28 protein-coding genes are annotated in these 26,809 nt (G+C 65.9%); 12 read left to right on the forward strand and 16 right to left on the reverse strand.

Annotation, left to right across the window (positions count from 1 at the left end):
* Positions 1 to 19: 19 nt before the first annotated feature.
* Positions 20 to 283 (reverse strand): hypothetical protein, encoded by a 264-nt coding sequence (locus LAQ73_RS10175; protein ID WP_224268180.1) that lies wholly within the window; start codon positions 281 to 283, stop codon positions 20 to 22.
* Positions 284 to 414: 131 nt separating this feature from the next.
* Here LAQ73_RS10175 and LAQ73_RS10180 point away from each other — a divergent pair, with 131 nt between their 5' ends.
* Positions 415 to 1,335, forward strand: a complete 921-nt coding sequence (locus LAQ73_RS10180) for an ArsR/SmtB family transcription factor (protein WP_224268181.1) — start codon at positions 415 to 417, stop codon at positions 1,333 to 1,335.
* Positions 1,336 to 1,507: 172 nt separating this feature from the next.
* Positions 1,508 to 2,320: a formate/nitrite transporter family protein gene (locus LAQ73_RS10185; RefSeq protein WP_224268182.1), complete on the forward strand. Its 813-nt coding sequence runs from the start codon at positions 1,508 to 1,510 to the stop codon at positions 2,318 to 2,320.
* 225 nt (positions 2,321 to 2,545) lie between these two features.
* On the opposite strand, the gene LAQ73_RS10190 is transcribed toward LAQ73_RS10185, so the two are convergent.
* A complete protein-coding gene (locus tag LAQ73_RS10190) occupies positions 2,546 to 4,117 on the reverse strand; it encodes an amidohydrolase (protein ID WP_224268183.1) in 1,572 nt (523 codons plus the stop codon).
* Positions 4,118 to 4,233: 116 nt separating this feature from the next.
* Positions 4,234 to 5,244, reverse strand: coding sequence for an NAD-dependent epimerase/dehydratase family protein (locus LAQ73_RS10195; protein ID WP_224268184.1), 1,011 nt, complete (start codon positions 5,242 to 5,244; stop codon positions 4,234 to 4,236).
* A gap of 88 nt (positions 5,245 to 5,332) precedes the next feature.
* Between LAQ73_RS10195 and LAQ73_RS10200 the strand changes: the two genes are divergently transcribed.
* On the forward strand, positions 5,333 to 5,989 hold the full coding sequence (locus LAQ73_RS10200; RefSeq protein WP_224268185.1) for a helix-turn-helix domain-containing protein: 657 nt from the start codon (positions 5,333 to 5,335) through the stop codon (positions 5,987 to 5,989).
* Between the two features lie 31 nt (positions 5,990 to 6,020).
* Here the strand turns inward: LAQ73_RS10200 and LAQ73_RS10205 are convergent, their stop codons facing one another.
* On the reverse strand, positions 6,021 to 6,815 hold the full coding sequence (locus LAQ73_RS10205) for a TrmB family transcriptional regulator (protein ID WP_224268186.1): 795 nt from the start codon (positions 6,813 to 6,815) through the stop codon (positions 6,021 to 6,023).
* A gap of 23 nt (positions 6,816 to 6,838) precedes the next feature.
* On the reverse strand, positions 6,839 to 7,201 hold the full coding sequence (locus tag LAQ73_RS10210; RefSeq protein WP_224268187.1) for a DUF7344 domain-containing protein: 363 nt from the start codon (positions 7,199 to 7,201) through the stop codon (positions 6,839 to 6,841).
* A gap of 272 nt (positions 7,202 to 7,473) precedes the next feature.
* On the opposite strand from LAQ73_RS10210, the gene hmgA reads away from it, so the two are divergent.
* Both hmgA and LAQ73_RS10220 read left to right on the forward strand, forming a co-directional pair.
* Positions 7,474 to 8,766 carry a hydroxymethylglutaryl-CoA reductase (NADPH) gene (gene hmgA / locus LAQ73_RS10215; RefSeq protein ID WP_224268188.1) on the forward strand — a complete coding sequence of 431 codons (1,293 nt, stop codon included), beginning with the start codon at positions 7,474 to 7,476 and terminating at the stop codon, positions 8,764 to 8,766.
* Between the two features lie 70 nt (positions 8,767 to 8,836).
* Entirely contained in the window at positions 8,837 to 9,016 is a 180-nt protein-coding gene (locus LAQ73_RS10220) for a hypothetical protein (protein WP_224268189.1), read from the forward strand.
* A 26-nt stretch (positions 9,017 to 9,042) separates the two neighbouring features.
* On the opposite strand, the gene LAQ73_RS10225 is transcribed toward LAQ73_RS10220, so the two are convergent.
* Positions 9,043 to 9,567 (reverse strand): DUF5817 domain-containing protein, encoded by a 525-nt coding sequence (locus tag LAQ73_RS10225; protein WP_224268190.1) that lies wholly within the window; start codon positions 9,565 to 9,567, stop codon positions 9,043 to 9,045.
* 135 nt (positions 9,568 to 9,702) lie between these two features.
* On the opposite strand from LAQ73_RS10225, the gene LAQ73_RS10230 reads away from it, so the two are divergent.
* Together LAQ73_RS10230 and LAQ73_RS10235 are read left to right on the forward strand one after the other, a co-directional pair.
* On the forward strand, positions 9,703 to 10,503 hold the full coding sequence (locus LAQ73_RS10230) for a YihY/virulence factor BrkB family protein (protein WP_224268191.1): 801 nt from the start codon (positions 9,703 to 9,705) through the stop codon (positions 10,501 to 10,503).
* A 40-nt stretch (positions 10,504 to 10,543) separates the two neighbouring features.
* Positions 10,544 to 10,882 (forward strand): cupin domain-containing protein, encoded by a 339-nt coding sequence (locus LAQ73_RS10235; protein WP_224268192.1) that lies wholly within the window; start codon positions 10,544 to 10,546, stop codon positions 10,880 to 10,882.
* A 147-nt stretch (positions 10,883 to 11,029) separates the two neighbouring features.
* On the opposite strand, the gene icd is transcribed toward LAQ73_RS10235, so the two are convergent.
* Positions 11,030 to 12,289: an isocitrate dehydrogenase (NADP(+)) gene (icd, locus tag LAQ73_RS10240; RefSeq protein ID WP_224268193.1), complete on the reverse strand. Its 1,260-nt coding sequence runs from the start codon at positions 12,287 to 12,289 to the stop codon at positions 11,030 to 11,032.
* 425 nt (positions 12,290 to 12,714) lie between these two features.
* Here icd and LAQ73_RS10245 point away from each other — a divergent pair, with 425 nt between their 5' ends.
* Positions 12,715 to 13,518, forward strand: a complete 804-nt coding sequence (locus LAQ73_RS10245; protein WP_224268194.1) for a mechanosensitive ion channel family protein — start codon at positions 12,715 to 12,717, stop codon at positions 13,516 to 13,518.
* A 106-nt stretch (positions 13,519 to 13,624) separates the two neighbouring features.
* Positions 13,625 to 14,473 (forward strand): isoaspartyl peptidase/L-asparaginase, encoded by an 849-nt coding sequence (locus LAQ73_RS10250; RefSeq protein WP_224268195.1) that lies wholly within the window; start codon positions 13,625 to 13,627, stop codon positions 14,471 to 14,473.
* Positions 14,474 to 14,566: 93 nt separating this feature from the next.
* On the opposite strand, the gene LAQ73_RS10255 is transcribed toward LAQ73_RS10250, so the two are convergent.
* Complete coding sequence (locus LAQ73_RS10255) at positions 14,567 to 16,024, reverse strand: hypothetical protein (RefSeq protein ID WP_224268196.1); 1,458 nt, start codon at positions 16,022 to 16,024, stop codon at positions 14,567 to 14,569.
* Positions 16,025 to 16,454: 430 nt separating this feature from the next.
* On the opposite strand from LAQ73_RS10255, the gene map reads away from it, so the two are divergent.
* On the forward strand, positions 16,455 to 17,345 hold the full coding sequence (gene map / locus LAQ73_RS10260; RefSeq protein ID WP_224268197.1) for a type II methionyl aminopeptidase: 891 nt from the start codon (positions 16,455 to 16,457) through the stop codon (positions 17,343 to 17,345).
* A gap of 85 nt (positions 17,346 to 17,430) precedes the next feature.
* Here map and LAQ73_RS10265 read toward each other — a convergent pair whose 3' ends face one another.
* Together LAQ73_RS10265 and LAQ73_RS10270 are read right to left on the reverse strand one after the other, a co-directional pair.
* Entirely contained in the window at positions 17,431 to 17,604 is a 174-nt protein-coding gene (locus LAQ73_RS10265) for a hypothetical protein (RefSeq protein WP_224268198.1), read from the reverse strand.
* Between the two features lie 63 nt (positions 17,605 to 17,667).
* Positions 17,668 to 17,865, reverse strand: coding sequence for a DUF7835 family putative zinc beta-ribbon protein (locus LAQ73_RS10270; protein WP_224268199.1), 198 nt, complete (start codon positions 17,863 to 17,865; stop codon positions 17,668 to 17,670).
* A 296-nt stretch (positions 17,866 to 18,161) separates the two neighbouring features.
* On the opposite strand from LAQ73_RS10270, the gene LAQ73_RS10275 reads away from it, so the two are divergent.
* On the forward strand, positions 18,162 to 18,698 hold the full coding sequence (locus tag LAQ73_RS10275; RefSeq protein ID WP_224268200.1) for an HIT family protein: 537 nt from the start codon (positions 18,162 to 18,164) through the stop codon (positions 18,696 to 18,698).
* A gap of 108 nt (positions 18,699 to 18,806) precedes the next feature.
* On the forward strand, positions 18,807 to 19,739 hold the full coding sequence (locus tag LAQ73_RS10280; RefSeq protein ID WP_224268201.1) for a cation diffusion facilitator family transporter: 933 nt from the start codon (positions 18,807 to 18,809) through the stop codon (positions 19,737 to 19,739).
* Between the two features lie 72 nt (positions 19,740 to 19,811).
* On the opposite strand, the gene LAQ73_RS10285 is transcribed toward LAQ73_RS10280, so the two are convergent.
* The 6 genes from LAQ73_RS10285 to LAQ73_RS10310 form a co-directional block, all read right to left on the reverse strand.
* Positions 19,812 to 20,402, reverse strand: coding sequence for a S26 family signal peptidase (locus tag LAQ73_RS10285; protein ID WP_224268202.1), 591 nt, complete (start codon positions 20,400 to 20,402; stop codon positions 19,812 to 19,814).
* Positions 20,403 to 20,458: 56 nt separating this feature from the next.
* Positions 20,459 to 21,052, reverse strand: a complete 594-nt coding sequence (locus LAQ73_RS10290; protein ID WP_224268203.1) for a S24/S26 family peptidase — start codon at positions 21,050 to 21,052, stop codon at positions 20,459 to 20,461.
* A gap of 53 nt (positions 21,053 to 21,105) precedes the next feature.
* On the reverse strand, positions 21,106 to 22,119 hold the full coding sequence (locus LAQ73_RS10295) for a hypothetical protein (RefSeq protein ID WP_224268204.1): 1,014 nt from the start codon (positions 22,117 to 22,119) through the stop codon (positions 21,106 to 21,108).
* Positions 22,120 to 22,168: 49 nt separating this feature from the next.
* Complete coding sequence (locus LAQ73_RS10300) at positions 22,169 to 23,419, reverse strand: tRNA (N(6)-L-threonylcarbamoyladenosine(37)-C(2))-methylthiotransferase (protein ID WP_224268205.1); 1,251 nt, start codon at positions 23,417 to 23,419, stop codon at positions 22,169 to 22,171.
* A gap of 95 nt (positions 23,420 to 23,514) precedes the next feature.
* On the reverse strand, positions 23,515 to 25,779 hold the full coding sequence (locus tag LAQ73_RS10305; protein WP_224268206.1) for an amino acid permease: 2,265 nt from the start codon (positions 25,777 to 25,779) through the stop codon (positions 23,515 to 23,517).
* 277 nt (positions 25,780 to 26,056) lie between these two features.
* Positions 26,057 to 26,809 (reverse strand): winged helix-turn-helix transcriptional regulator, encoded by a 753-nt coding sequence (locus LAQ73_RS10310; protein ID WP_224268207.1) that lies wholly within the window; start codon positions 26,807 to 26,809, stop codon positions 26,057 to 26,059.

A 26,809-nucleotide genomic window follows, 5' to 3' on the forward strand; every position in this document is an offset into this window, starting at 1 on the left:
CTCGCGCGCTTCCGTTCGGCTACGCCGCGTCGTCGTTGCGTTCCATGTAGTCGCGCGCCGCCGAGAGCGCGCCGTCGAAGTCGGTCGATTCGTCCGTCAGCGGCGTCCGGTGCGACGCGCCGAGTTCGCTGCGCGGGACGGCGTACGCGGTCCAGCCGTCGTCTTCGCGGGCGCAGACGACGCGCTCGTCTGCGCCGAGCCACGAGCGGACGTCGTCGTCGTTCTCCTCGGGCGTCCACCCGGGTGGCGAGTCCTCGTCGGAGTGGTCGGTGGGGGAACTCATCGCGGGCGAGTGGGCAGTCTCCAGATGCATAGCTGTTCGTCGACTGGTCGACGGACGCTCCGCTGAAGCGAACTTCAGTAACGGTTCCGAGGGGCGCAACCGTTTTGCCCTGGGCATCGAAAGAGGTTGACATGAGTCACCCTGCCGGGAGCGAGTCGGCAGTCCCCGAAAACGACGCCGGTATCACCCCCGCCGAAGCGTTCGCCCTCCTCGGCAACGACACGCGAATCGAGATTCTCCAGGCGCTCTTAGAGGAGGATGGGTCCGAGGAACCGGTGCCGTTCTCGGAACTGTACGAGCGCGTCGACATCGACGACAGCGCCCACTTCAACTACCATCTCAAGAAACTCACCGACCACTTCGTCCGGCGGACCGACGAGGGGTACGCCTTTCGCTACCCCGGTCGGAAGGTCGTTCGCGCCGTCTTCGCGGGGACGTTCACCGACCGCGCCGAGTTGGATCCGTTCGACGCCGACGGCGACTGTTACGACTGCGGCGGCGACCTCCAGGCGTGGTACGCCGAGGAACGGCTCGCCATCGCCTGCGGCGACTGCGGGGCGATACACGTCAGCTACCCCTTCCCGCCGGGCGGGCTGGACGACCGGTCGCCCGAGGAGTTGCTGCAGGCGTTTCACCACCACGTCCGCCACCACTACTGTCTCGCCGCCGACGGCGTCTGCCCCGAGTGCATGGGGAAGATGGAGACGACGCTCTCGCGGGAGACGGAGTTTCCGGGCCTCGACGTGCAGGTGGCCCACGAGTGCCGCCGGTGTCACAACCGCCTGCGCTCTGCCGTCGGCCTCAACCTGCTCGACAACGCCGACGTGATGACGTTCCACGCCGAACGCGGCGTCGATCTGAGCACCCGCCCGTTCTGGACGCTCCCGTGGTGTGTCAGCGACGAGCACACCGAAATCGTCTCCTGTGACCCGCTGGAGATTCGCCTCGACGTTCCCTGTGGCGACGATTCGATGTGTATCGTCCTCGACGACTCGCTGAACGTCCTCGACGTCGACGGGTGCGCTCGCCCCGTCGGCGTGGTGGAAGAGTAGCCGAGTCGACGGTCCACACCACTCGAAGAGCCGGTATGTGCGCTCCGAGCGTACTCTCGGATACGTTCGACGATGGGGCCCGGACCCAATAGCTACGTACGAGGGTCCCGTTCTCTCTGTATGACAGGTTTGTCGGCAACGTTGTTCGTCGCGGCAGAAGGCGGTCGGTACCGTGGCTGAACCCGACGGCCGCGAGACATCAGTACGATTCTTCGGCGGCCAGACACCGGTGCGAGACATCCTCGAAACGCAGATCGAGGAGGGGTTACACGAGATCAACCGCGAACCCGACGGTCTCTTCCTCTCGGGGCTGTCGGCGGGGCTTGACATCGGCTTCGGCCCGCTTCTGATGGCCGTCGTGCTCACGCTCTCGGCGGGTAGCTACGGCGACCTGCCGACCGAGTTGCTGCTCGCTAGCGCGTACTCAATCGGCTTCATCTTCGTCGTCCTCGGCCGGTCGGAGCTGTTCACCGAACACACGACGCTCGCGGTGCTCCCCGTCATCGACGGACAGGCCTCGTTCGCCGAACTCGGTCGACTCTGGACGGTGATATTCGTGAGCAACGTGCTCGGTGGATTGGTGTTCACCGCGTTCGCCGTGACCGTCATCCCCGACATCGGCGTCGCGCGCCCCGAGTCGTTCATCGTCGTCGCGGAGAAACTCGTCCACCACAGCACTTGGGGGATGTTCCTGTCGGCCGTTCTCGCGGGGTGGCTGATGGGGTTACTCTCGTGGCTCGTCACCGCCGCCCAGAGCACGACGGGCCGTATCCTCATTATCTGGCTCGTGACGGCCGCTATCGGCATCCTCCACCTGCCGCACTCCATCGCGGGCAACGTCGAAGTGTTGTTTGGCCTGTTTCTCGGCCCCGAGATAACGCTCGCCGATTACGCGCGGTTCCTCGTCCTTGCGACGGTCGGCAACGTCATCGGCGGGTCCGTGTTCGTCGCGCTGCTCAAGTACGGCCACGCCAGCCGAGGATAGGAAAGTCGCGCCGAGAGGGTCGGACGGTGATTCCGGCGTCGCCCGATGAGCGCCCGCGAGAACGGGAGCCGAAGCGTCTACGGGAACGAGACCGAGACGAGCAGGGCGTACTCGCCTCGGGATGTCAGGCCGCACCTCTCTGGTAGGGAGGCCGAAGAAAGAACGCTGTGGCTCGATAGTCGAAAAGCAGGAGAGCGTCTCTCTCCCTCGATAGCGGGACCGAGGTTATCGACCGTCGAACACCACGTCGCCGTCGACGACGGTCATCGCCACGCCGAGCTCTCGAATCGCCTCCGACCGCTCCCACGGCGACCCGTCGAGCACGGTCAGGTCGGCGCGTTTGCCGACCTCGACGCTTCCCAGCCGTTCTTCGTCGAATCCGGCGTACGCTGCGCCGAGCGTGTACGCCCGAAGCGCCTCGGTGACACTCAGACGCTGGCTCTCGGCGGGCGCGTTGACCGCCCAGTGAACGCCCAATAGCGGGTCCAGCGGCATGCAGTCGGAGCCGAACGCAAGCGGCGCGCCCGCGTCGAGCAGCGCCGGGTAGCGGTTCGTCTCCGTCCGCCGGTCGCCCAGCCGAGCGTCGTACAGCCCGCCTTCGCCGGCCCACTTCAGGAAGTTCGGCTGGACGGAGGCGACGACACCCATCTCGCCGAACCGCTCGATGGCCTCGTCGGAGGCGAGTTCGACGTGCTCGACGCGGTGGCGCATCGCCCCCGGGTTCTCGGTCGCCGCGTAGGCGTCCAGCACGGCGTCGATAGCCTCGTCGCCGATGGCGTGGGCGGTCACCTGGAACCCGGCGTCGTCGGCGCGGGCGACGATGTCGCCCAGTTCCTCGGGGTCGACGACCCACTGACCGGTCGCACTCTCGTCGTCGCTGTACGGTTCGGAGAGTTTCGCGGTTCGACCGCCGAAACTCCCGTCGGTGTAGCTCTTTATCGCGCCCGTCCGGACCATTTCGCTGCCGTGGTTCGTCCGTAGACCCGTCTCGCAGAGCGCGTCGAGGTGGTCGGCCCAGTAGTTGATTCTGACGCGCAGCGAGAGCTCGGCGGCGAGGTCCATCTCCCGGTACATCTGCGGCGCGTGCGAGCGCCGGACCATGTCGTGGACGCCCGTGACGCCGAGTTCGTTGGCCCGGCGCTGTGCGGCGTCGAGCAGTTCGCGCATCTCCGCGGCGTCGGGTTCGACCGCCTCGAACACCGGGTCGACGGCCTCCTCGACGACGACGCCGGTCGGGTCGCCGCCCTCGGTGTGGACGTCACCGTCGGGCATCCGGCCGCGACAGCGGTCGAGCGCGACGGAGTTCAGCGACGCGACGTGCATGTCCTCGCGGAAGGCGACCACCGGCCGGGAGTCGGAGACGGCGTCGAGGTCCTCGCGGGTGAGATAGCGCGACTCCGACCACGTGCTCTCGTCGTAGCCGTAGCCTTGAATCCAGTCGTCGCCGCCTCCCTCGGACCCGGCCTCGGCGGCCCGCTCGCGGAGGCGGTCGACGGCCTCCGCCGGTCCCGACGCCCCCGAGAGGTTCGCGTGGACGAGGTAGCGGCCGGTCATCGAGAGGTGGACGTGCGCGTCGACGAAGCCGGGGAGGACGACCCGACCGTCGAGGTCGACGACTTCGGTCTCGGCTCCGGCGAGGAACTCCACGTCGTACGTGGAGCCGAGTCGGACGAGCTCGCCGTCTCGGACGGCGAGCGCTTCGTACACCTCGTCGGCGTCGCCGGCGGCGGCTCCGTCGGCACCGACGAGGCTGTGGACCTCCGCGTTCACGAGGAGGAGGTCTGCTGCTTCGGTCATGGTGGTCGTGGGGCGGGCGAACGGCAAAATCGTTCGGGAAGCGGGCGTTGGGTCGAGCGACGGCGCTCCGTTCTACTGTGCCGACGCTGATGGACGGCCAGCGATAGACGAGACCGTCACACGCCGCTCGGTGTACGCGCTCCGGCGTCGCCCACCCACTCGTATCCCTCGGAACGCTCCCGGATTGTTCCGTCCGTCTTCCACGAGTCGATTATCTGCCGCAGCCCGTCTCGGTACGTCGGGTACGCCGGACTCCATCCGACGTCGCGACGGAACCGTTCGCCGTCCGTCGGCATAGACGTCGTCAGCGTCGTCGTCGTCGCGGATCCGACGAAGAACTTGGCGAGCCATCCGGGAATCCGCCGCGGTGTCGACGCCCCGAGACGCGCGGCAAACGCTTCGAGGAAGTCGGCCACCGAAACTCGTTCGTCGTCCACGACGTGATACAGACCGGTCGCGTCGCTATCGAGCGCGTCGGCGAACGCTCGCGCCGCGTCGTCCGCGTGCAAAAACGAGAGTTCGGCGTCGCGACGACCGAGCGTCCCGCCACCGATAATCGGAAGCGTCCCTTCGAGGAGGCGTCTCCCGAACTGCTGGGTGTGCGTCGCGTCCGGCGCGTAGAAGTACCCGCAGCGGAGCACGGTGAGGTCGAACCCGAACGCGACCGCCGCCTCGTCGAGATACGCCTCGGTGTCGATAGCCGACTGCGTCGCGCGGGTCGGGTGCGGGTCGGCGTCTTCGTCGAAACGCGACCCGTCCGGCTGTCGGGCGACCCAGACGACGCTCGGAAAGAGAAACCGATCGAACTCCCCGTCGGCGACTTTGACGAGGTTTCTCGCGCCGTCCAGTCGGACTTCGTCGTTTCGCCGCCAGTCGTCGTCGGTCGGCTTCGTCGCGCTCGGTATCGACGTCGCCGCGTGGACGACGGCGTCGGCGTCGGATACCGGAGCCTCCAGCGAATCAGGGTCGAGAACGTCGCCGAGCGACGGTGTCGCTCCCGCGGCGTCGACTAGCTCTGCTCCGTCGGCATCGCGGGCGAGACCGACGACGTAGTGGCCGCGGTCGACGAGTTCGCCGACGAGGCGGCGGCCCAGCACTCCGGTCGCACCGGTGACGAATACGTTCATCTCTGTAGCTCGACGTTGGGCGGCGGTGAGCGAGTCTTCACTGCCGCAGTTACCCGGGTCATTTAAGCCAGCCGTCGAACGTCGGGGTATGAAACACGTGCGACTGACGCTCGATGCGGGCGGCCGTGAGGCAGAGGTCCATCCCATGTACGACCTGCTCGTCAACGCGCCGTTCGTCGAACGCGCGACCGCGATGCACTGGAACTACACCGAGGACGAACTCGGTATCATGCACTACGTCGAAGGCGACGCGACGGCGTTTCGGGCGTCCATCGAAACGATTCCGGAGGTCGTCGCGTTCGAGCTGACGCGGGTGGGGTCCGACGAGTTCTACGTCTACATCAGGGACGCGACGACCGAGCCGCTGCGACAGTTGTTCGGCGTAATCTCGAACGCTCCTGTGGTGGTCATCCCGCCCGTGGAGTACGAAGAGGACGGGACCGTCTCGTACTCGGTGTACGGTCCGGCAGACGAGATTCAGACGGCTATCGACGCCGTTCCGGAGCCGATAACCGTCGAGGTGACCCAGATCGGCGGACTGAACGCGGTGCCGGGGTTGTTGGAGGCGTTGCTGAGCGACCGCCAGCGCGAGGCCGTCGATACCGCGCTGGATCTCGGATACTACGAGATACCTCGGAGAGCGAATCAGGAGGACGTTGCGGCGGTTCTCGGCTGCGCACCGAGTACGGCCGCCGAGCACCTGCAGAAGGCCGAGACGAAGGTCATGCAGGCGTTCGACGGCTAAGATCCGGCCACGTCGTCGACCCGCCTCGAACTCAGCGCTCCTCCGAGCGCCCGGTGCGCTCCAACCGGTCTCCGAGCAGTTCGCGCATCCACGTGGCGAACCCGTGGTCGCGCCCCGTGGTCCAGACCGCCGTCTCCTTCGTCACGTCGGGGAGACCGTGCTGTTCGACGCCGCTGGCGAGCACGGCGTGTCGGTCGACCATCAGCGCCTGTCCCGGCCACTTGTCCACCACCTTCTCGGACTCCCGAAGCCCGCCGAAAATCGGCACGTCAGCCTCCGGGACGGCTCGCCGGACGCGCTCTTGCACCGACTCCGACGGAACCTCTATCACGACCGAGACGCCGCGGTCGGTCGCCGCCGCCAGCCGGTCGAGCACCGTCTCGCTCAGCACCCGCTCGTCGGCGACGATGTGGTGGACGCGCTCCTCGGCGTCGTCGAGCAAGGTGGTAATTCGGTCGTTCACGTGCTCCGCGCTCGCGATGGCCCACACGCCCTTCTCCTCCGGCGATTTTTTCGTCTCCAGTCGACCCAGCGCCCGGCCAGCCGCTTCGAGCGTCGCGCTGTGCTCCCGCCGGAGTTTCTCCAGCGCCTCGTCGGTCGATACCGCCCTGAATCGCCGCGGCTCCGACTCCTGTGTGTCCACCAGTCCCCGATCGTTCAGTCGGTCGACGGAATCGTACACCCGAGACCGGGGGACGCCCGAGATGTCGCTGATCTCCGCTGCGGTCGCCTTCGGGACCCGCACGAGCGCGACGAAGCACTCCGCCTCGTACTGCGTCAGACCCAACGCCTCCAACGCATCGCTAGCGGTCCGTTCGCTCGACATACCGCCTTCAACGAGGCGGACACTTATACAACGTCGGGGAAATTCGCTTCGAGGGCCGCGATGAGCCGTTTCGCTCGCGTCCCACGTTTCGACAGGGCGACCGACTCTCGCTCCGCGTCGTAGTCGAGCAGGTTCGCGTCCTCGAGCGCCGGAACGTGAGCGTGATACAGCGTCAGATGGACCCGCTTGACCGCCTCCGGCGAGGGCTCTCCGCTCGCCGCGTCGAACTCCCGTGCCGCGATCTCCGTCGACAGGTCCGCGAGCGAGGTCGGCGTCCGAGATTCGCTCAGACAGCGGATGACGTGCCGACGGCGCTCGCTCGTCAGTGCGGTCAACGCGACGTCGAGCGTCTGGCCGCTACCGAGTTCAGAAATGGAGTCGTTCATCGTTCGGTAGAGAGGGCGACAAACATATAATATATTTGTTGTTTCTGCGGGTGCAACCGCTCTGTTGTCACTCCCGTAACAACCCAGGCCAGCGCTGTGTCGGACGGTTTTCATCGCACCTCCGTCGCCCTACGCGACCCCTTCACAACTCTCGGTTTGCTGGTTACTTTGTGTTTTCGGCGCAGTCAAAAGAGCGACCCGGTCGGTGCCGTCGGGGCGGTCGGAGGAGTCGAACCGACAACCCTTAGCGACCGCCGAAACCACTGCTTCGCATGACCGACTCTGCCGCGCCGAGTCCGGACCCTGAGGCGGCCGAAGCCCTCGCCGACCGCGTCCGCGACGGCGACCTCAGATTCCACGAACTCGAAGACCACGCCGACGCCGACACCGCGACGGCGGCACGCCGACTCCTCGTCGGGGAGCAGTCCGGCGCATCGCTCGACGCCGTCGGCGACTACGCGTTTCCCGCCGAGCAGGCCGACCCGAACATCGAAAACATGATCGGCGCGGCCCAGATTCCGATGGGCGTCGTCGGTCCCGTCACCATCAACGTCGAGGAAACCTCGACGAGCAACCAGGGTGCTGCGCATTCCGGTGACGACGGCGGCGCGCTCTCGGGCGAGCACTACCTCCCGCTGGCGACGACCGAGGGGGCGCTTTTGGCCTCCGTGAACCGCGGCCTCTCGGTCGTCGACGCCGCGGGCGGCGCTCGGGCGCGAGTGACGAAGTCCGGAATGACCCGCGCGCCGGTGTTCAGCGTCGCAGACGTGGTCGAAGCCGAGGCGCTCGTCTCGTGGGTCCGCGACAACGAACCGGCGCTGAAGGAGGCGGCCGAGGAGACGACCAGTCACGGCGAACTGCTCGACGTGACGCCGTACGTCGTCGGCAACTCCGTCTTCCTCCGCTTCCGCTACGACACGAAGGACGCGATGGGGATGAACATGGCCACCATCGCGACGCAAGCCGCCTGCGACGTAGTCGAGGGGGAGACGACAGCCTCGCTCGTCGCGCTCTCGGGCAACCTCTGCACCGACAAGAAGCCCGCCGCCATCAACGCCGTCGAGGGGCGGGGTCGGAGCGTCACGGCGGACGTGACGATACCCCGAAAAGTCGTCGAGGACCGACTCCACACCACGCCCGAGGCGATCGCCGAAATCAACACCCGGAAGAATCTCGTCGGCAGCGCCAAGGCCGGCAGTCTCGGCTTCAACGCCCACGTCGCCAACGTCGTCGCCGCGATGTTCCTCGCCACGGGCCAGGACGCCGCGCAGGTCGTCGAAGGCTCGAACGCCATCACGACCGCCGAAGTCCAGAGCGGAGACCTCTACGTCTCCGTCTCTTTGGCGAGCCTCGAAGTCGGCACCGTCGGCGGCGGGACCAAACTCCCGACGCAGGCCGAGGGCCTCGACATCATCGGCGTCCGCGGCAGCGGCGACCCCGCCGGAGCGAACGCGGACGCGCTCGCCGAAGCCATCGCCGTCGGGTCGCTCGCGGGCGAGCTCTCGCTTCTGGCGGCGCTCGGGTCGCGGCATCTGTCGAGCGCACACGAGGAACTGGGTCGGTAGGTCCACACCGCCGCGGATTTTGGATTTCGGATTAAGGTGGAATTAAGCTCCGGACGTTCGAAATCGGGGCATGGCTTCACAACGGACTGCTGTTCTCGGTGCGCTTGACGACATTCGCACCGTACTTCTCGGACTGTATTTCGCGGCCGTCGGACTGTTCTGTGTGCTTGCGTTCGGCGACTTCGGTGTCGGGGCGGGTATCATCTTCTTCGTCGTCGGCGGCGTGCTTGCGCTGGGCACCGAACTCTGAACGTTCTCGGACGGTTCTCGGACGACTCAGAGCGACCGGTACCGGCCGCCGCTCTCGGAGACGTCGCCGCCCAGCGTGAGTTTCTCTAGGATGTCTCGCGCCTTCTCCGCGGGCACGCCGCGTTCGGCGGCGTAGCCGACCACTTCGTCTTCGGTCGGTCGCTCCTGTTCGCTTACGGCTTCCTCGACGAGTTCGCGCCGCGATTTGCTCGAAGACGCGGACGAACTGTCGCCCGCGGCGGCGACTTCGTCGGCGTCGAGCCCCGACCGTTCGAGATACTCGCGGTCGGAGATGTGCGCGTCGTCGAGTCGTCCCTCCATCTCGGCGACCGAGTCGAGATTCGAGAACGCCTCCGACGCGCCCTGCTTCTCGGCGAGTATCGCCGAGCGAACCTGCCGGGCGGCGTCGTGGTCCTCGGCGGTGTACATCTTCCGCAGTTTCTTCGTTTGGTGGCGCTTGCCGCAGCGAGAGCACTGCGCCGACGCCTGCTCGCGCGGGTTCTCCAGAATCCAGATGTTCGAACAGCCGTTACAGCCGACGACGGCGTACATATCTCGCTGTGGTCGGGCGACGGGTTTGAATCTACTGCTCGCCCGAGAGCTATCGGTATCGACGACTGTCGCACACAGCGTGAAGAAACGATTTACTCCGAACCGTTGCAGTTTGTCCGTGAGTAGTGACTCTGTGTGGGACTGACCAGTACGCTCCGAACCGTCGTCCGCGTCGCCCGGGACCGAGATATCACGTTTCTCGCGGCGGCGTTCGCCCACTACGCGCTCCAATCGTTCATCCCGCTCGCGATTCTCGTTTTCGTCATCGCCGCGTCCGTCGGCGAGGGGCGGGTGGTGATGCAGTCGCTCGGCCAGGTGAGCGCGTACATCTCCGAGAGCGGTCGGCAGGTGCTCGAACAGGCACTGACCAGTTCCACGGGGCGCGGGGGAGCGAGTCTCGTCAGTCTCGCGTTTCTCCTCTGGGCCGCGCTGAAGATGTTTCGCGGGCTCTCGAAGGCGTTCGGCGAAGTGTACGGCAGTTTCCACTCCGTCGGGTTCTTCCGACGGTTGCTCGACGGACTGCTCGTCCTCGGCATCGTCCTCGTCGCCATCGGGCTCATGGTCGGTGCGGGCCTGCTCCTCACGTTCGTCGACCTCTCGATTCCGTACCCGGTGTTCGTGACGACGCTCGCGCTGTTCGTCCTGCTCGTTCTCGTCCTGCTGCCGATCTACTACATCCTCCCACCGGTTTCGGTGACGTTCAAACACGTCATCCCCGGTACCGCGGTCACCGCTGGGGGATGGCTGCTGCTCCAGTTGGGGTTTCTGTACTACGCGCAGAACGCCTCCCAGTACCAAGCCTACGGTGTCCTCGGGGCGGTGCTGCTGTTCGTGACGTGGCTCTACCTCGGCGGCGTCCTCGTCCTTCTCGGTGCGGTAGTCAACGTCGTTCTCGAACGTCCGACGCCGTACGCGGAACTCCGTGCACCGCGCTGACTCGCGCTATCTTTATCGGGCCGGCGTGCGCGCAGTTCGCATGGACCGACTGTCGCTGTCAGACGTGGAGACGACCGAAGCCGTACCCGACGTGCACCTCGCCCAACTCGCCGCGGGCGAGAAGATGAGCGTCCAGCACTTCCACATCGCCGCGGGCGCGTCGGTGCCCGAACACGACCACCCGCACGAACAGACGGGCTACATCACGCAGGGGACGCTCACGTTCGTGGTCGGCGGTGAGGAGATTCGCGTCACCGAGGGCGACTCCTACGTCATCCCCGGCGACGAACCCCACAGCGCCGAGAACCGCGGCGACGAACCCGTCCGCGGCGTCGACGTCTTCAGTCCGCCTCGAACGAACCCCGACTGGCAGGAGTAGCGCCGGTCGAATCACGAGCCGTTTCGCCGAGACGATGCTCTGGACGACACCGGAGACGAAAGAGAGTGAGATCGTCGTCCGAGACGGTACTGTTTTCTGAATCGTTCTCGAAAAATCGCGGATTACCGCGCGAGCTGGGGAGACCCTCTACGAGAGCTTTTCGATGTTCTCGACGACCTTGTCGGCGAACTCGCTCGTGGCGAGTTTGTTGCCGCCCTCGATCTGGCGGTGGAGGTCGTAGGTGACGTCGCCCGAGGAGATGGTCTCCTCGACGGCGTCCTTGACCAGCTGACCGGCGTCCTTCCAGCCCATGTACTCGAGCATCAGGCGACCGGAGAGAATCATCGCGGTCGGGTTGACCTTGTCCTGACCGGCGTACTTCGGCGCGCTGCCGTGGACCGGCTCGGCGAGACAACGGGCGGTGCCGAAGTTCGCGCCCGGCGCGATGCCGAGGCCACCGATCTGCGCGCCGGCGGCGTCGGACATGTAGTCGCCGTTGAGGTTCATCGTGGCGATGACGTCGTACTGGTCCGTTCGAGTGAGGAGCTGCTGGAGCATGTTGTCGGCGATGCGGTCCTTGACGACGATCTTGTCCTCGGGACGCTCACCGTCGTACTCCTCCCAGAGTTCGTCCTCGGTGATGGTCTCGTCGTACTCCTCTTCTGCGACCTCGTAGCCCCAGTCGCGGAACGCCGCCTCGGTGAACTTCATGATGTTGCCCTTGTGGACGAGCGTCACCGACGGGCGGTCGTTCTCGATGGCGTAGTCGATGGCCTCGCGGACGAGGCGCTTCGAGCCGAACTCGGTGATTGGCTTGATACCGATACCGACCGGGCCGTCGTGGATGACGCCGGTAGCGCCCATCTCGTCTTCGACGAAGTCGCGGACCTTCTCGACGTCGTCGGTGCCGGCTTCCCACTCGATGCCGGCGTAGACGTCCTCGGTGTTCTCACGGAACGTGACCATGTCCATCTTCTCGGGACTCTTGACCGGCGACGGGACGCCGTCGATGTGGTAGGTCGGGCGGACGTTCGCGTAGAGGTCGAGCTTCTGGCGGAGCGCGACGTTGAGCGAGCGGAAGCCCGAGCCGACGGGCGTCGTCAGCGGGCCCTTGATGGCGACGTTGAACTCCTTGATGGCCTCAACGGTGTCGTCGGGGAGGTTCTCGTCGTACTTCTCGCGGGCGGACTCGCCGGCGTAGACGCGCATCCAGGCGATGGAGCGGCCCGTCGCCTCCGCGGCGGCGTCGAGCACCTTCTGCGCGGCGGGACCGACGTCCGTACCGATTCCGTCCCCGTGGATGATGGGGATAATGGGGTTCTCCGGAACGTCGAGTTCGCCGGTCTCCTCGTCGGCGACCGTGATCTTCTGCCCCTCCTCGGGGACCTCGACTTTGTCGTAGCTCATGAACAACAGTGAGTTTCCGAGGCAGCGTAAAAGGCCTGCCGTTCTGTAGTTCCGACGGCAATATTTGGACGAACCACTGGCGAGACAGCGACCCCGAAACTCGTCGTCGCCGGGCCGAACCTCGTCCGCGCCCACGGCGTGCGGTGACGGTCGAAACGGAGTGTCCGTCCGCATGGCATGTCAAGTCTGATATTTCGCGTGAACGGTACTGCAGCGCAGATACTCCGAGATTCCGGACGGCCGGAACACGGCGAGCTAAGCGCTGAATAACTATTCTACCGCTTTCGGTAGCTCACTCGCCCGGAACACTCAGTTCGGCTCGGGCGATGTGACAGCACCGGGGTTCGGATAGCCACCACTGTGGTGTTATTTTCTTCTCTTAGTCGACGAATTCAAGTCTCTCGGGGCTCTTCCGTAACGTGGCTATGTCCACGATAGACACCGATGCACGTACCGACTCAGAACACACGACGAACGCCGCGTTCGTACCGTTCGTCCCGTTATTCATCGCCCTGCAGCTCGGTATCCCGGAGTTCCTCCAGGATACCGTCTCGTCGATCGTCGCGTTCGTCCCGCGGTTGATCGGCGCGTTGGCCATCCTCCTCATCGGGTGGGTCGTCGGACGCGTCGTCGCGCGTGTCGTCCGCGAGGTCGTCGATAGGGCCGAGATCGATCGGATGGCGCTCAGAACGCCCGTCGGAGGGGCGTTGGGTGGAACCGAACAGGCGGTCTCCGGTACGCTCGGGAAACTCGCAGCGTACTACGTCTACCTGCTCGCCGTCCTCGCCGCGGCGAACGCGCTCGCCATCACGCTGCTCTCGCAGTGGATATCGACCGCCGTCTCGTACCTGCCGGCGTTCCTCGCGGGACTGCTCGTCATCGTCCTCGGCTTCATCGTCGCGGACTTCATCGCCCGCGTCGTCCAGCAGAGTTCGACGGCGACCGAGACGCGCTACAGCGGGGTCCTGGCCGACGGCGTCCGGCTGTTCCTCTACTTCAGCGTGCTCGTCATCGGCCTCGACACGATGGGATTCAGCGTCCGCGTCCTCTACATCGTCGCGCAGGCCGTCGCCTACGGGCTGGGCGCGGCCATCGCCATCGGCGTCGGCCTCGCGCTCGGGTTCGGCGCTCGCGGGTGGGTCGCCGACAACATCGACAACTGGGCCGGACGCGCCAGTCGCGGCTCGCCGGAGTTCAGCGACAGTACGGTGAGTTCCGACGACGACTGAACGACCAACCGCTGTTTGCTGTTTTTTGCGTCACGCGCCGAGTCGGTCGACCGTCTCGCTGGCCGGATTGGGCGTCCTTTTTGTCACCCGGTACGCATCCGCCGCCATGCACGTCATCGTACACGGCGGCGCGGGCGGGAGTCCGGACGAACCCGAACCCCGACAGGCGACGCTCGGCGAAGCGGCCGAAACTGGCGCAGCGCAGTCGACGCCGTTAGACGCCGTCGAGGAGGCGGTGAAGGTTCTCGAATCGAACGAGCGGTTCAACGCGGGTGTCGGCGGCGCGGTCCAGTCCGACGGCGTCGTCCGGACCGACGCGGGCGTGATGACGAGCGACCGCGAGACGGGGGCCGCGGCGAGCATGCCGGGCGTCGAACACGCCGTCTCGGTCGCGCGGGTGGTCATGGAGGAGACGCCGCACGTGCTCGTCGCCGGCGACCACGCCGTCGACCTCGCCGCCGACTACGGCGTCGAGACGGGCGTCGACCTGTTCACCGAGAAGAGTCGCGAGCGCTGGGCCGACAGCGACGCGCCGGAGGGGAGTCCCACGGAACATCTACAGTGGCTCCGCGAGCGGTTCGGCGGTCACGACACCGTGGGAGCCGTCGCCGGCGACGGCGAGACGTTCGCCGCCGCGACGTCGACGGGGGGACGCTGGTTCGCGCTCGCCGGCCGTGTCGGCGACGTTCCGCAGATCGGCTCCGGGTTCTACTGCGCGCCCGCCGGCGGCGCGAGCGCGACCGGCGCGGGCGAAGACATCGCCAAAGCGACGCTCTCGCGGCGGGCGGTGCGTCACCTCGAAGAGGGGTTGGACGCGCAGGCGGCCGCCGACCGCGCGATGGCGGAGTTCGGTGAACTCACCGGTTCCGACGCGGGCATCATCGTCCTCGACGGCGACGGGGCCGGAAGCGCGTTCAACACCGACGGGATGCAGACGAGCGCCGCGACGCGATAGGGTAGTTTCGGAGACTGTATGCGGACGCGTCGCTGTCGGTTCGAGTCGACGTCAAAAAGGGAATCCCGTCTCGAAGAGACGGAAGGGCGTCAGTTAGTTGTCGCTGCTGTTTCCGCTGTTGTTCCCGTTGCCGTTACCGTTCCCGTTGCCAGCGTCACCGGAGTTACCGGGTGCGGTGTCGTTGGCGGAGACCGGAACGGTGTAGGTAGTCTTCGACGTGGTGACGATGTGCTGCGGCGAGTTCGTCCGTTCGAGTGCGGTCTGACTCGGGCCGCGGACTTCGAGTTCTACCTGCTGGGTCTCGCCGGGTTCGAGCACGACCAGTTCGCTGGTCGGCGCACCGAGGCCGGCGCGGTAGGTGATCGTGTCTGCGGTCGTCTCGTCGGTCGGGTTGACAACCGTCACGGTGACGTTGTACGTCTCACCGGGGGAGATCTCGGACGGTCCTTCGACACCGGTGACAGCGAGACTGTTCCAGTCGGAAGCGACGCGAACCGACGTGGTGCCGGTCGTCATCTCCTCGACTTCGGCGGTGCCGACGTCGACCGCGTCGATGACGATCATGTCACCGGCACCGGAGCCGACCTGTCGAGCGTCGTCGGGCAGTCTATCGACTGCGCCCTGAACCTGCTCGTCGGAGACGTCGGACTCGTTGAGCGTCGAACGGATGTTCTCGGTGGACTCGGAGAGCTGCTGGGATTCCTCTTCGGTCACCTCACCGTCTTCGACCGCCGCGCGAACATTGGCGAGTTCCGTCTTCAGCTGGACGTACTGCTCGTCAGTGAACTGCTCGCGGTTGGCGTCGATAGCCATCTCGGCCTGGTCGAGCGCCTGAAGCGTCTGGTTCGTGTTCTCATTGAGCGAAACGTTCTGGGTACCCTCCGTGTCGTCGAACGCCGACGGCATCGGCGTCGACTGCTGGAGCGTCTGGATGGTCAGCGAGTCGACTTCCATCTCGTCGACGTTGACCTCGCGCACGAGGACCATCGTTCCGTTGGAGTCGCCCGTCTGACTCGATTCGCCGGCCATCGAGTCGCTCTCGTTGGAGTCACCCATCGAATCGCTCTCGTTGGACGTCGAGTCGTTCGACATCGAGTCGCCGGAGAGCAGACCCGTCTGGTCCTCCTCGACGTTCACTTCGTCGACGGAGAGCGTGTTGACGCGGAGCTCTCCGATGACGACCTGGCTGACGTTCTCGTTAGAGTCGAGGTAGCCACGCGCCTGGGCCTCGTTCACGTCGTCGTCCTGGACTTCGATGTCCTCCATGGAGACGCCGCTGGCCTCGATACTATCGAACGAGACGTCCTCGAAGACGCCCTGGTCGACGGTACCTTGGTCGCCGATCTGCACCTCTTGGACAACCAACCGCTCGACCGTGACGTTCTCGACGGTTCCGCCCTCTACTTGTAGCTCACTCACCGATACGTCGGTGAACGTTACGTTCTCGTTTGCCGTCGTCGCCGAACCACCCATCGCGGGCTGAACGCCTGCCGTTACGAGCAGAAGCGCAGTCACTAACGCGACGGCCGTCCGTATGGTTGTGGAACTCACGCTTTCAATCACCGCAGATTCGATAATAAACCGGAACGGCTGTTTTCATCCCACATGCGGAGCTTATCTCTACCATCTGTCACTGCGCCGTCTCGGGGTTTTCTGCGAAAAGCTCTAATTACTGAACGTTAGTTGACTGATTCGGCCGCTCGAATGCGGTTCGTGCTCGGTCTCCGTTCGTCTCTCGAATCGGGGGCGTTCGGCGGTCGGCCGCTCCGGTCGTCCGGCGACTCGCTTCCCGATGACACCCGTCGACGGCCGACGAACGGGTCTGGGGCTCACCGCGAGGAGAGACGTCTTCGAGAGCAACGGGCACGTTGTTCGCGGGGACCACGAGTTCGACTCTTCGACGCTCGCGGAGCGCCGACCCAATCGATATCGCGTTGCCGTCCCGCAACCTCTTTGCGTCGGTCGGTCAAAGCCTGCGGGTATGAGCATCGGACATCTCGACGACGAGACGGTCGAAAAGTACCGCGAGGCGGGCGACATCCTCCGAACCGTACTGGACGAGTCCGCGGAGCTGATCGAACCCGGCGTCACGCACCTCGAAGTCGCCGAGTACGCCGAGTCGCGCATCGCCGAACACGACGCTGGCTGCGCATTCCCCGTCAACATCAGCGTCAACGAGGAGGCGTCGCACGCGACGCCCGCCCGCGACGACGACACCGAGTTCGGCGAGGATATGGTCTGTCTGGACGTCGGCGTCCACGTCGACGGCTACATCGCCGACGCCGCCGTCACCGTCGACCTCACGGGCAACGACGAACTCGTCGAAGCGTCCGAGGAGGCGCTCGCCGCCGCACTCGACGCCATCGAACCCGGGGCGGAGACGGGCGCTGTCGGCGCGGAGATAGAGGACGTCATCCGCGGCTACGGCTACACGCCGATTCTCAACCTCTCGGGACACGGCGTCCAGCAGTGGGACGCCCACACGGGGCCGAACATCCCGAATCGCGGGGCGGAACGCGGCGTCGAACTGCAGGTCGGCGACGTGGTCGCCGTCGAACCGTTCGCCACCGACGGTAGCGGGAAGGTGACCGAGGGCGCGAAAGAGGAGATCTACAGCCTCGAAAACGACCGGTCGGTCCGCAACCGACAGGCTCGGCAGGTGCTCGACCGCGTCAAAGAGCACTACCGGACACTCCCCTTCGCGGCCCGATGGCTCGACGTGCCCCGCGCGGAGATGGCGATTCGCCGCCTCGAACAGAACCACATCCTCCACGGCTATCCGGTGCTGAAGGAAGACGACGGCTGTCTCGTCAGTCAGGCCGAACACACGGTCATCGTCACCGAAGACGGCTGCGAGATCACGACGAACTGAGCCGTCGCTGCCGGAAATCGCGCATTACTCGCGGGTTCAACCGAGAAAAGAGTCGTCTGCGGCCGCTTGCACCGTGCGACCGCCGCTACGCTTCGACGGCGGCCAGCAGCTCGTCGTAGTCGGGTTCGTTCTCGGGATTTCCGGCTTCCCACGCGTAGGTCACTCTACACGGCGTCAGCCTCGCCGCGAGCGCGACACCGTTATCGACGACCGCCTGCCGGGCCGGACGTCTCCGCGGTGCGTTCGAATATCGAGTCACCGCTTCGCCGACCTCCGTTCGAGCACGTTGCAGATGTGAGAAGGATTCGGGGAACCGCCGTGGTCACGCGTTGTTCATCCGCTGTGTCGTCTCCGCGCCGCAGATGCCGCAGACCGAGATACGGTACGGCTCGCGCGAGAACTCCGCGTTCTCGGGTTTCTTGCTCTCGGTCCGAATTTCGACACGGACGTCGTGTGTCGTTTCCCTCCCGCAGTGGCCACACGCCTCTGTCACCCCATCGGGTCTGGGTTTCGTCGCCATTTCAGGCAACAGTATGAGCGATTTGCGAATAAAGACACACCTCCGTTCCGCAGCATTTCGACCGTTCATCGGGAGACGGCGGCGACTTTAACCGCCCGTAACGGGGGGACCGTTCAAACCGTTCAGACCGATAAGCAACGAAGTAAAACACTTTCGGCCGGTAGGTCGACGCGTACGGAAAACGCAATCCAGGTGTCGAGGCCGTGACCACGCACGTCCGTGCCGTCACCGCGTCGAGGCGGTCGTCGACAGTCGCAGTGAGATACGCCTAAGCGACTGGCGACTCTGACTGTGCCATGGACCGACTGTTCGCGCCGTGGCGCATCGAGTGGGTCGAACGCGAGAGTGGCGGCGATGGCTGCCCGTTCTGCACGCTCCCGGCCGACGACGCAGACAGAGAGAACCGTATCGTCGCCCGGAGCGACCGCTGCTTCGTCCTCCTGAACAACTACCCGTACAACCCGGGTCACGTGATGGTCATCCCCTACCGTCACACCGGGGAGTACACCGACCTCACTGACGCGGACCTGTTCGACCACGCGCGACTCAAACAGCGGACGTTCGAGGCGTTGCGCACTGCGCTCGGCCCGGACGCCTTCAACGCCGGCCTCAACCTCGGCGGCCCCGCCGGCGGCTCCATCGAGGACCACGTCCACACCCACGTCGTTCCCCGGTGGTCCGGCGACACGAACTTCATGCCCGTCATCGGCGACACCAAGGTGCTCGTCGAGGCCCTCGAAGACACCTACGACCGCCTCCACGACGCTTTTGCCGGGCAAGAGGGGGCGACCGTCGAGGGTGACGACGCCGCGGTTCGGATTCGGTTCGACTGAGTTCTTCTCGGGCTCCCGGCACCCGTCGACACACCCGATGCCGAGTGAATCAGCGGCACAGACCGTCACTCCAAAGCACCTTTCAGCGGCGGTGGCGTACCTCGACCGATGGACCGGCAGGCGGTCGTCAGGCGCGTCGGCATGGTCGTCCTCGCGGCGAACCTCGCGCTCGCCACGGCGAAAGCGGCGGTGTGGTACACCACCGGGAGCCTCGCCGTCGGGTCCGAGGCGGTCAACAGCCTCTCCGACGCCGTCTACAGTTTCGTCGTCCTCGCGGGCCTCTACATCACGACGCAACCGCCGGATCTCGACCACCCGCACGGCCACGAGCGAATCGAGCCCTTCGTCTCGTTGTTCGTCGCCGTCGGCATCTTCGCGGCCGGTGCGGCGGTGTTGTGGCAAGCCGTCCGGTCCGTGCTCACCGGCAGTTACGGCGAGACGGTCGGTCTCGCTGCCGTCGGCGTGCTCGCCGCCAGCGCCGTCGCGAAGTACGCGCTCTACCGATACTGCCGCCGAGTCGGCGAGCGAGAGAACTCGCCCGCGCTCGTCGCCGCCGCCCTCGACAACCGAAACGACATTCTCACCGCCGGTGCGGCGCTCGTAGGCGTGCTCGGTACTCGACTCGGCGCACCGATCCTCGACCCCGTCGCCGCCGCCGTCGTCTCCCTCGGCATCGGCTACACCGGGTACGAAATCGTCCGCGACAACGTGAACTACCTCGTCGGCCGCGCGCCGCCGGAAGACCTCCGAAGCGAGATTATCCGCCGCGCGCTCTCGCATCCGGACGTCCGCGGCGCTCACGACGTAGTTGCACACTACGTCGGCCCCGAGATCGACGTGAGCCTCCATATCGAAGTCGAAGGCGACATGACCGTCCGAGAGGCCCACGACATCGAGACGGACATCGTCGTGTCGATACGGGAGATCTCGGAAGTCGACGACGTGTTCGTCCACGTCGACCCGAAGGAACTCGGCGAGTGGAAAGACGACGACGAGACCGACCGACTGGCCGGAGAGGCCGGCGTCGACGGACGGCGCTGAACGGCGCACGACACCCGCGTGAAGCGTGCGCCGAACTCGGCACCGACTCCGGCGGCGACGCAAACTCGACGATTACAGCACGCCGGTCACGAGGAGACGAAGCCACCCGAGCATCGGGACGCCGACGTCTGCTTTCGCGCGAATCCGGCCGGGTCGAACCGGTTCGGCGTAGCCGGTCGCTTGGTCGTAGTACTGGTTGCCGTCGCCCTTCGTGACGAACCCGGCGTGCGGGGCCGGGCAGTTCGCCAGTTCCTCACAGCTATCCGCCTCGGCCGGAATCGCCGCGGGGTCGGCGCGGTCGTACCAGTTCTCGCCGGCTTCGACCCACAGATGCGCCCGGTGCAGCGTCGGCGCGCCGTACCGGTCGGGTTCCTCGAAGACGACCACGTCACCGGGTCGGCCGAAGCGCTCGTGGGCGGTCGATTCCGCCTCCTCGACGGTCGTGATGCCGTCCCCGTCGATGCCGTCGCCGCCGAAGCGACCCACGTCGGTGACGAAGACGAGGTCACCTCTGTCGAGGTTCGGCTGCATGCTCGCACTCTCGACGGCGACGACCGGCGGCCAGACGCCGGCGACGGCGAAGAGCACCGCGCTGACGACGAAAATCGCGGCGAGAATGCCGAAGAACTCCCGCACGACGGACCCGCCTTCCGTTCCTGACACGCCGTCACGTACGCGGAGTGGCTAAGAGTAGATTGTGGTGGCCTCGCTCGGAGTTCTCACCCGCAGGAGACGCCACCGAGCGGTTCCGAGCCCTCGGCGACGAGGCGAAGCCACCCGAGACAGGGGATTCGGAGGCCGGCCTTCGCGCGGACCCACTCCTCTTTCACGACGGGCGCGATGCCTTTCGCCTGGTCGTAGACGCCGTTGGCGTCACCCATCGTCACGTAGCCGCCGTGCGGCGCGGGGCAGTTTCGGAGCTCGTCGCAGCTCTCGACACCGGCGGGGAGATACGACTGGTTCGCCCGCTCGTACCAGTTTTCGCCCGCTTCGACGCGGAAGCGTGCCCGATGGATTATCGGCGTCCCGCGGTTCGGCGCGTTGTAGATTATCACGTCGCCGTCGCCGACGAAGCGTCGGTACTCGCCGTCGTCGTCGGTGGTCACGACCCCGGCGGCGTCCGCGCTTCCCCCCGAAAACCGGTCGGTGGCGGTGATGACGACCATATCGCCTTTCTGCATGTGCGGGTCCATGCTCCCGCTCTCGATGGCGACCATCGGCGGCCACACGCCGCTCACCAGCACGAGGAGGAGAAACACCGCCGTGACGACGGCGACAGGTTGGAGGACGTCGGAGAGGAGGCGAGAAGCCATCTGTTCAGGGGTACGTAGCAGGAAGCAAGAGCGTTGCGGGACGGGGAGTCGGGTCAGTCGGCCGAGTCGGTGATCGTCGTGGTCTCTGTCGGCGTCGTCGACTCGGTATCGAGGTCGACCGTCTCCGACGCCGAGACCATCCCGTCGACGCTCGCCGTCGCTTGTCCGTTCGCGTCGCCCGAGTACTCGGTACTGAACCGCTGCGTCCACTCGACTCGTCCGGTTGGGTCGACGTTTTCCCGTACGATAGTCGATTCGTCGTCGTCAGCGATACCCGTCGTCGGCCAGTACACTGCCGCGAGGAACTCACCGTCGACGTCGCTCGTGTTTTCGACAACGAGCGAGAGTTCGACGTTTAGCCCCGCGCTTCCGACTTCGGCCTCGAACGACCGTAACTCGAAGGTCGGCGCACGGCGGCCGAGTTCGGTGACTGCGTCCCCCGGAAGCGACCACTCGGCGGCGTCACCGTCGTGGCGACAGCGAATCGTTGCTTCGTCGGCATCGAGCGGCGACGGTGGCTCGAAGGCGACCCAGCCGACCGTTCGTGGTTTCGGTATCGGCGGCCCGTCGTAGCGGAACCGCCCCCGGTCAGCGAACGACGTGGTGTACGCGCCCGTCGTTCGCTCCTCGATTTCGACCGCTGGGTGCGTCTCGCCGTCGACGACGAGTTCGAAGGCGTCGTACGGCGGTTCCGTCGGCACGTCCGGATTCACCCTTTCGCGGTGCTGGACCGCTGCGACGACGAACTGTCGGTCGGTCGGCGCGAGCACGCCGCCGGAACCCATGATGGACTCGTAGACCGCCGCCTTTCTGACGGCGGGATTCGCAACGGCGATTCGCACGTCACCCACGGTCCGCACCGACGACTCGGGCAGGACGAATGGCTCGTTCTCCGGAGCGTCGGTCGCCGACTCCGACGGCGTGGACGTCCGGGTCTCGGTCGGCGTCTCGTTCTCTGGACTGTCCGCGTCGTCGCTCCCGTCGGTCGCCGGAGCAGTGCATCCGGCGATGAGGCTGGTCGTGACGAGAACCGTCGAACGCAGAAACGTCCGTCTGGAGGGCGCCATCACTCCAGACTGTCAGGTGAGTGAATAAATGCTTTCTCCCGATATTGACTCAGACCGGCTCTGCGAACGCGTACACCGTCTGGTGACCCGTCACCTCGACCTCCAAGAAGTCGCCGGGTTCGACGCCGTGTTCAGAAGCATTTTGGACGATAATCTGACGGTACGCGCCGTCGCGGCACTTGACGGAGTCACCGACGCCCTCCTCGACGACGAGTATCTCCTGCGTAGTGCCGACCATCGCCTCGTACGCCTCGCCGACGATGTCCATCTTCAACTCGGACATCGCCTTCGAGCGCTCCTTCTTGAGAGTGCCGCCGAGGCCCTTCATCTCCGCGGCGTCGGTGCCGGGGCGCTTCGAGAAGCGCGTGATGTTCACCTTCTCGGGGCGAATCTCTTTGAACAGCGCCATGCTCTGGGCGTGGTCGTGGTCCGTCTCGGTGGGAAAGCCGACGATGAAGTCCGTCGAGAGCGTCCAGTAGTCGAGTCTCTCGTCGAACGTTTCGACGATGTCGAGGAACTTGTCGACGCGGTGCTGTCGACGCATGTCCTCCAGTACGTCGTCGCTGCCCGACTGGACCGGCAGGTGGATGAAGTTGTACAGCTTCTCGTTCTCGGCGAACACCTCGGCGAGTTCCTCGCGGATGCCGTGGACGCCGCCGGGGTTGGCCATCCCGACGCGAACTCTGAAGTCGCCCTCGATATCGCAGATTCTGTCCAAGAGCTCGGCGAGCTTTCGGTCGCCCTTGTCCCAGCCGTAGACGCCGGTGTCCTGGCCGGTGACACGGAGCTCCGTCGCCCCGGCGTGGACGAGCGCGCGGGCCTTCTCGACGTTCTCCTCGACGGGCGGCGAGTCGATGCGCCCGGTGGCGAACTTCGTGATGCAGTACGAGCAGTTCGACATACAGCCGCGGGCGATGGGGAGGATGCCGACCTGTCCGTCGAGGACGGGTTGGGTGTCGGGCGTGACAGTGGGACACTCGCCGTTCATCGCCGCGTTCGGCACGTCGTCCCAGTGGAGCACTTCGGCGTCGATGCCGGCTTCGCGGAACTCGTCGCCCTGCGCGAGCGCCATACAGCCGGTGACGATGAGGTCCGCCGTCTCCTTCTCTAACTCCTGGGCCCGGCGAATCATGTTGCGTTCGGTCTTCTCGACGACCGTGCAGGTGTTGAGGATGGCCACGTCGGCCTCCTCGGGTCCGTCGGCGGGGTAGTGACCGCCGTCGCGCAGCGCCTGTTCGATGTGGCGGCTCTCACCCCGATTCGACGTGCAACCGTAGGTTTCGATGTGGTACCGGGCCATTCGCTTGTGGGTGGTATCGGCCCTGCGGGCAAAAGCGCGACGATTGGGGCCGGTTCGAGACCGGCTGCGACGACAGAAACCGAAGTGTGGCCACCTCAGTCGTCCGACCGTGACCCCAACCCGAACAACCGCTCCCGCAGCGACCGTTCGCTCGGGCGCTCGGCGAGCAACACCGAACACTCCACCTCGTCGACGATGTCGTAAACGAGCGACCCCGTCAGCAACCGCGAGAGCAGACCGCGTTCCGTCGCGCCGATGATAACCATCGACATCTCCGCGGAGTGGCGGCCGATTGCGCCCTCGACGTCGCCGGAGGCGTCGACGCGAATCTCGGCGTCGTCGAGGTCGCGCTCTGCGGCCCACTCGCGGAGGAACGCCTCGCCCGCTTCACGCTCGTCCTCGCCGTTGACGACGTAGAGCAGCGACACCTCCGACCCCCGGTCGAGGAGGACGCGCGCGACCTCCGCGCTGAGGTCGGAGTCCGCTCCGCCCGCCGTCGGCACGAGCACCTTCGAGGGGTCGAACCCCTCGTCTTTCAGGACGAGGAAGTCACAGGGGAGATTTCCGGTGAGTTCGTCGAGCGTCCCCTCGACGCGGCCGGCCGACCAGAACGGCGAGCCGCCCCAACCCATCACGACGAGGTCCGCGCGGTGGTCGCGGGCGGCGTCGAACACCTCTTCGACGGAGCGGTGCGAGACGATGGTCCGCGTCTCGACCGGTGCGCCGAACGTCTCGGCGCTCTCACGGGCGGCCGCCAGCAGCTTCGAGGACTCGGCGTCTATCTGCCGGATGCGTTCGGCACCGGCCGACAGCGGCACTTGGTCGGGCACGGTGACGACGTGGACCGCCTCGACCGTTCCACCGCGCGCCGTCGCCATCAGACTCGCCAACTCGATGAGATGCTTCTCGGTGCGGGGGTTGGCGAGCGGGACCATGACGCGGTACTGGCCACCGTCGGGTTGGACGGTACTGGCGGCGGAGACGGCGGCGTCAGGCATCGTCTCGGAGCGAGAGAGAACGTACTGGCTGAGGAGCCCCCCCGTCTCGACTTTCTCGCGCGCGTAGACGAAGTACCAGACGACCGCGCCGACGACGAACACCGCCGACAGCGCGATTTCGATGTCGTCCATGAACGCGACGAGACCGAGCGACAACAGCGCCCCGGCAATCGGCGTCACCGGGTAGAACGGCACGCGGAACTCGGGTTCGTAGTCGATCGCTTCGGATTCGCGGAAGACGATGAGTGCGACGTTCATCAGCGTGTAGACGATGAGGTGCAGCACGCTCGCCGCCTTCGCCAGCACCGCGAGGTCCTGACCCAAAGCCGAGATGAAGACGATGATGATGAGTCCCGTCACCAGAATCGAGCGGTACGGCGTCGCGAACCGCGGGTGAATCTCGTTGAGCCAGTTCGTGACGATTTTCTCGCGACCCATCGCGAAGTTGATGCGTGCCGACGCGAGAATGGAGGCGTTCGCCGACGACGCCGTCGCCAACAGCGCCCCGAGCGTCATCACCGTCGCCGCCACACCGGCGATACCGCCGGGGAACGCGACTTCCGCCGCCTGTGCGACCGGCGCGTCTTGGCTCAGCTCCGGCCACGGGACGACGCCCAGCATCACCGTCACGAGAATAGCGTAGACGACGGTGACGAGCGCGACGCTCCCGATGATGGCGATAGGGAGGTTTCGTCCGGGATTCTTCAGTTCCTCGGCGACGGTTGCGATCTTTGCGTACCCGAGGAACGAGACGAACACCAACGCGGTTCCCGGAAGGATCGCCCCGAAGCCGAACGGGGCGAGACCGTCCTCACCGGCGAGCGTCGCGTAGTCGAACGAACTCCACCCCGCGACGGCGAACACGCCGAGAATCGCCAACAGGATGAGCACGATGACCGTCTGGACCCCGCCGGTCTCCTTGGCGCCGATGTAGTTGACGCCGACGAAGACGAATCCGGCGAGTAGCGCGCCAACCTGTATCGGCGAGAGAAACAGCACGCCGGGAAGGCCGACGAGCTCGGCGAGATACTGCCCGAAGCCGATACAGTAGAACGCCGACGCGAACGCGAGGCCGACCCAGTCGCCGAGACCGGCGATGGAGCCGAACAGCGGACCAAGCGCGCGGTTGACGTAGTAGTAGCCGCCACCGGCTTTCGGCATCGCCGTGCCGAGTTCCGACACCGACAGCGCGTTCACCATGGCGATGAGGCCGCCGACGACGAAGGAGACGACGACGATGGGGCCGGCCTCCTGGGCGGCGACGCCCGGCAGTACGAAGATACCCGCACCGATCATCGTCCCGATGCCGATGGTCATCGCCGACAGCAATCCCAGGTCCTTCGCTAACTCCTCCTCAGCCATTGCGTCTCCCCTCAGAGTGACGACTCGGCGACCCTGCGTTAGCTCTTCCTGTCCTCTCGGTTCGAATTCTCATACTCCGGTGTAACGAGTGCGGAATCATAACTTGACCGACTCAAATCTGTTCGGCGTGAAATTCAATATTTAAATCGCCTACTCTTTCGCCAGCCTCGGAAGCTGAGTTTATAAAAGAAATCGTCAACTGGCGTTGTCACTCACGGCGATTACGTTTCGAGCAGCGAACGTCCCGGTGCGGCCGGTATCGACTCGTCGTCCCGAACTACTCCGTATTTCGAAGCGCAGCGAGTGTCTCGTCGGGGACGTCACCGCGCGAAAACAGCGTCACCTCGTCACCGGCGCGGAGGACAGTATCGCCTCGCGGCGTCACGACGGTGTCGCCGCGGTCGACGGAGATGACGAGCGTGTTTCCGCTCAGGAGGCCGCGTTCGCCCGCCTCCGAGAGCGTCAACCCGTCGATTGGTGCGCCCTCGCCGATAGTCGCCTCGACGATTTCGGAGCCACCGGTGAGGCTGACGAAGTCCGAGAGCGTTCCCCGGCGCTCGTCGCCTTCGGGTTCGTACGCAGCGTACGGGAGGTACGTATCCGCCTGCACGAGGTCCTCGTCTTCGATCTCGATGCCGAGACTGGAGAGCGCTCGCGCGACGCGCCGCAGGTCGGCGATGTCCTCGCCGACCGCGAGCACGTGGAGGTTCCGGCGACCGGTCATCAGTTCCCGGACGTGGACGACGCCCGGGACGGTTCGGACCCTCGCGGCGATGGACTCCCGTTCGGCGACGGGCGCGTTACAGAGATAGAGGTTCGTCAGTCGTCCGTCGGCCCGCTCGAAGTCGACGTGCGCGTGGTATCCTTTGATGATGCCCGCGTCCTCCAACCGGGCGATTCGATTACGTATCGTCCCGGCTGAGACGCCCAGCCCCTCGGCGATGGCGGGCGCGGAGGTGTTCCGCGCGTCCGCCATCAGCGCGTGGATGACGCGACGGTCGACCTCGTCGAGTTGGAACGCTCCCTCCAT

It is taken from the genome of Haloprofundus salinisoli, from assembly GCF_020097815.1.
Taxonomy (GTDB): domain Archaea; phylum Halobacteriota; class Halobacteria; order Halobacteriales; family Haloferacaceae; genus Haloprofundus; species Haloprofundus salinisoli.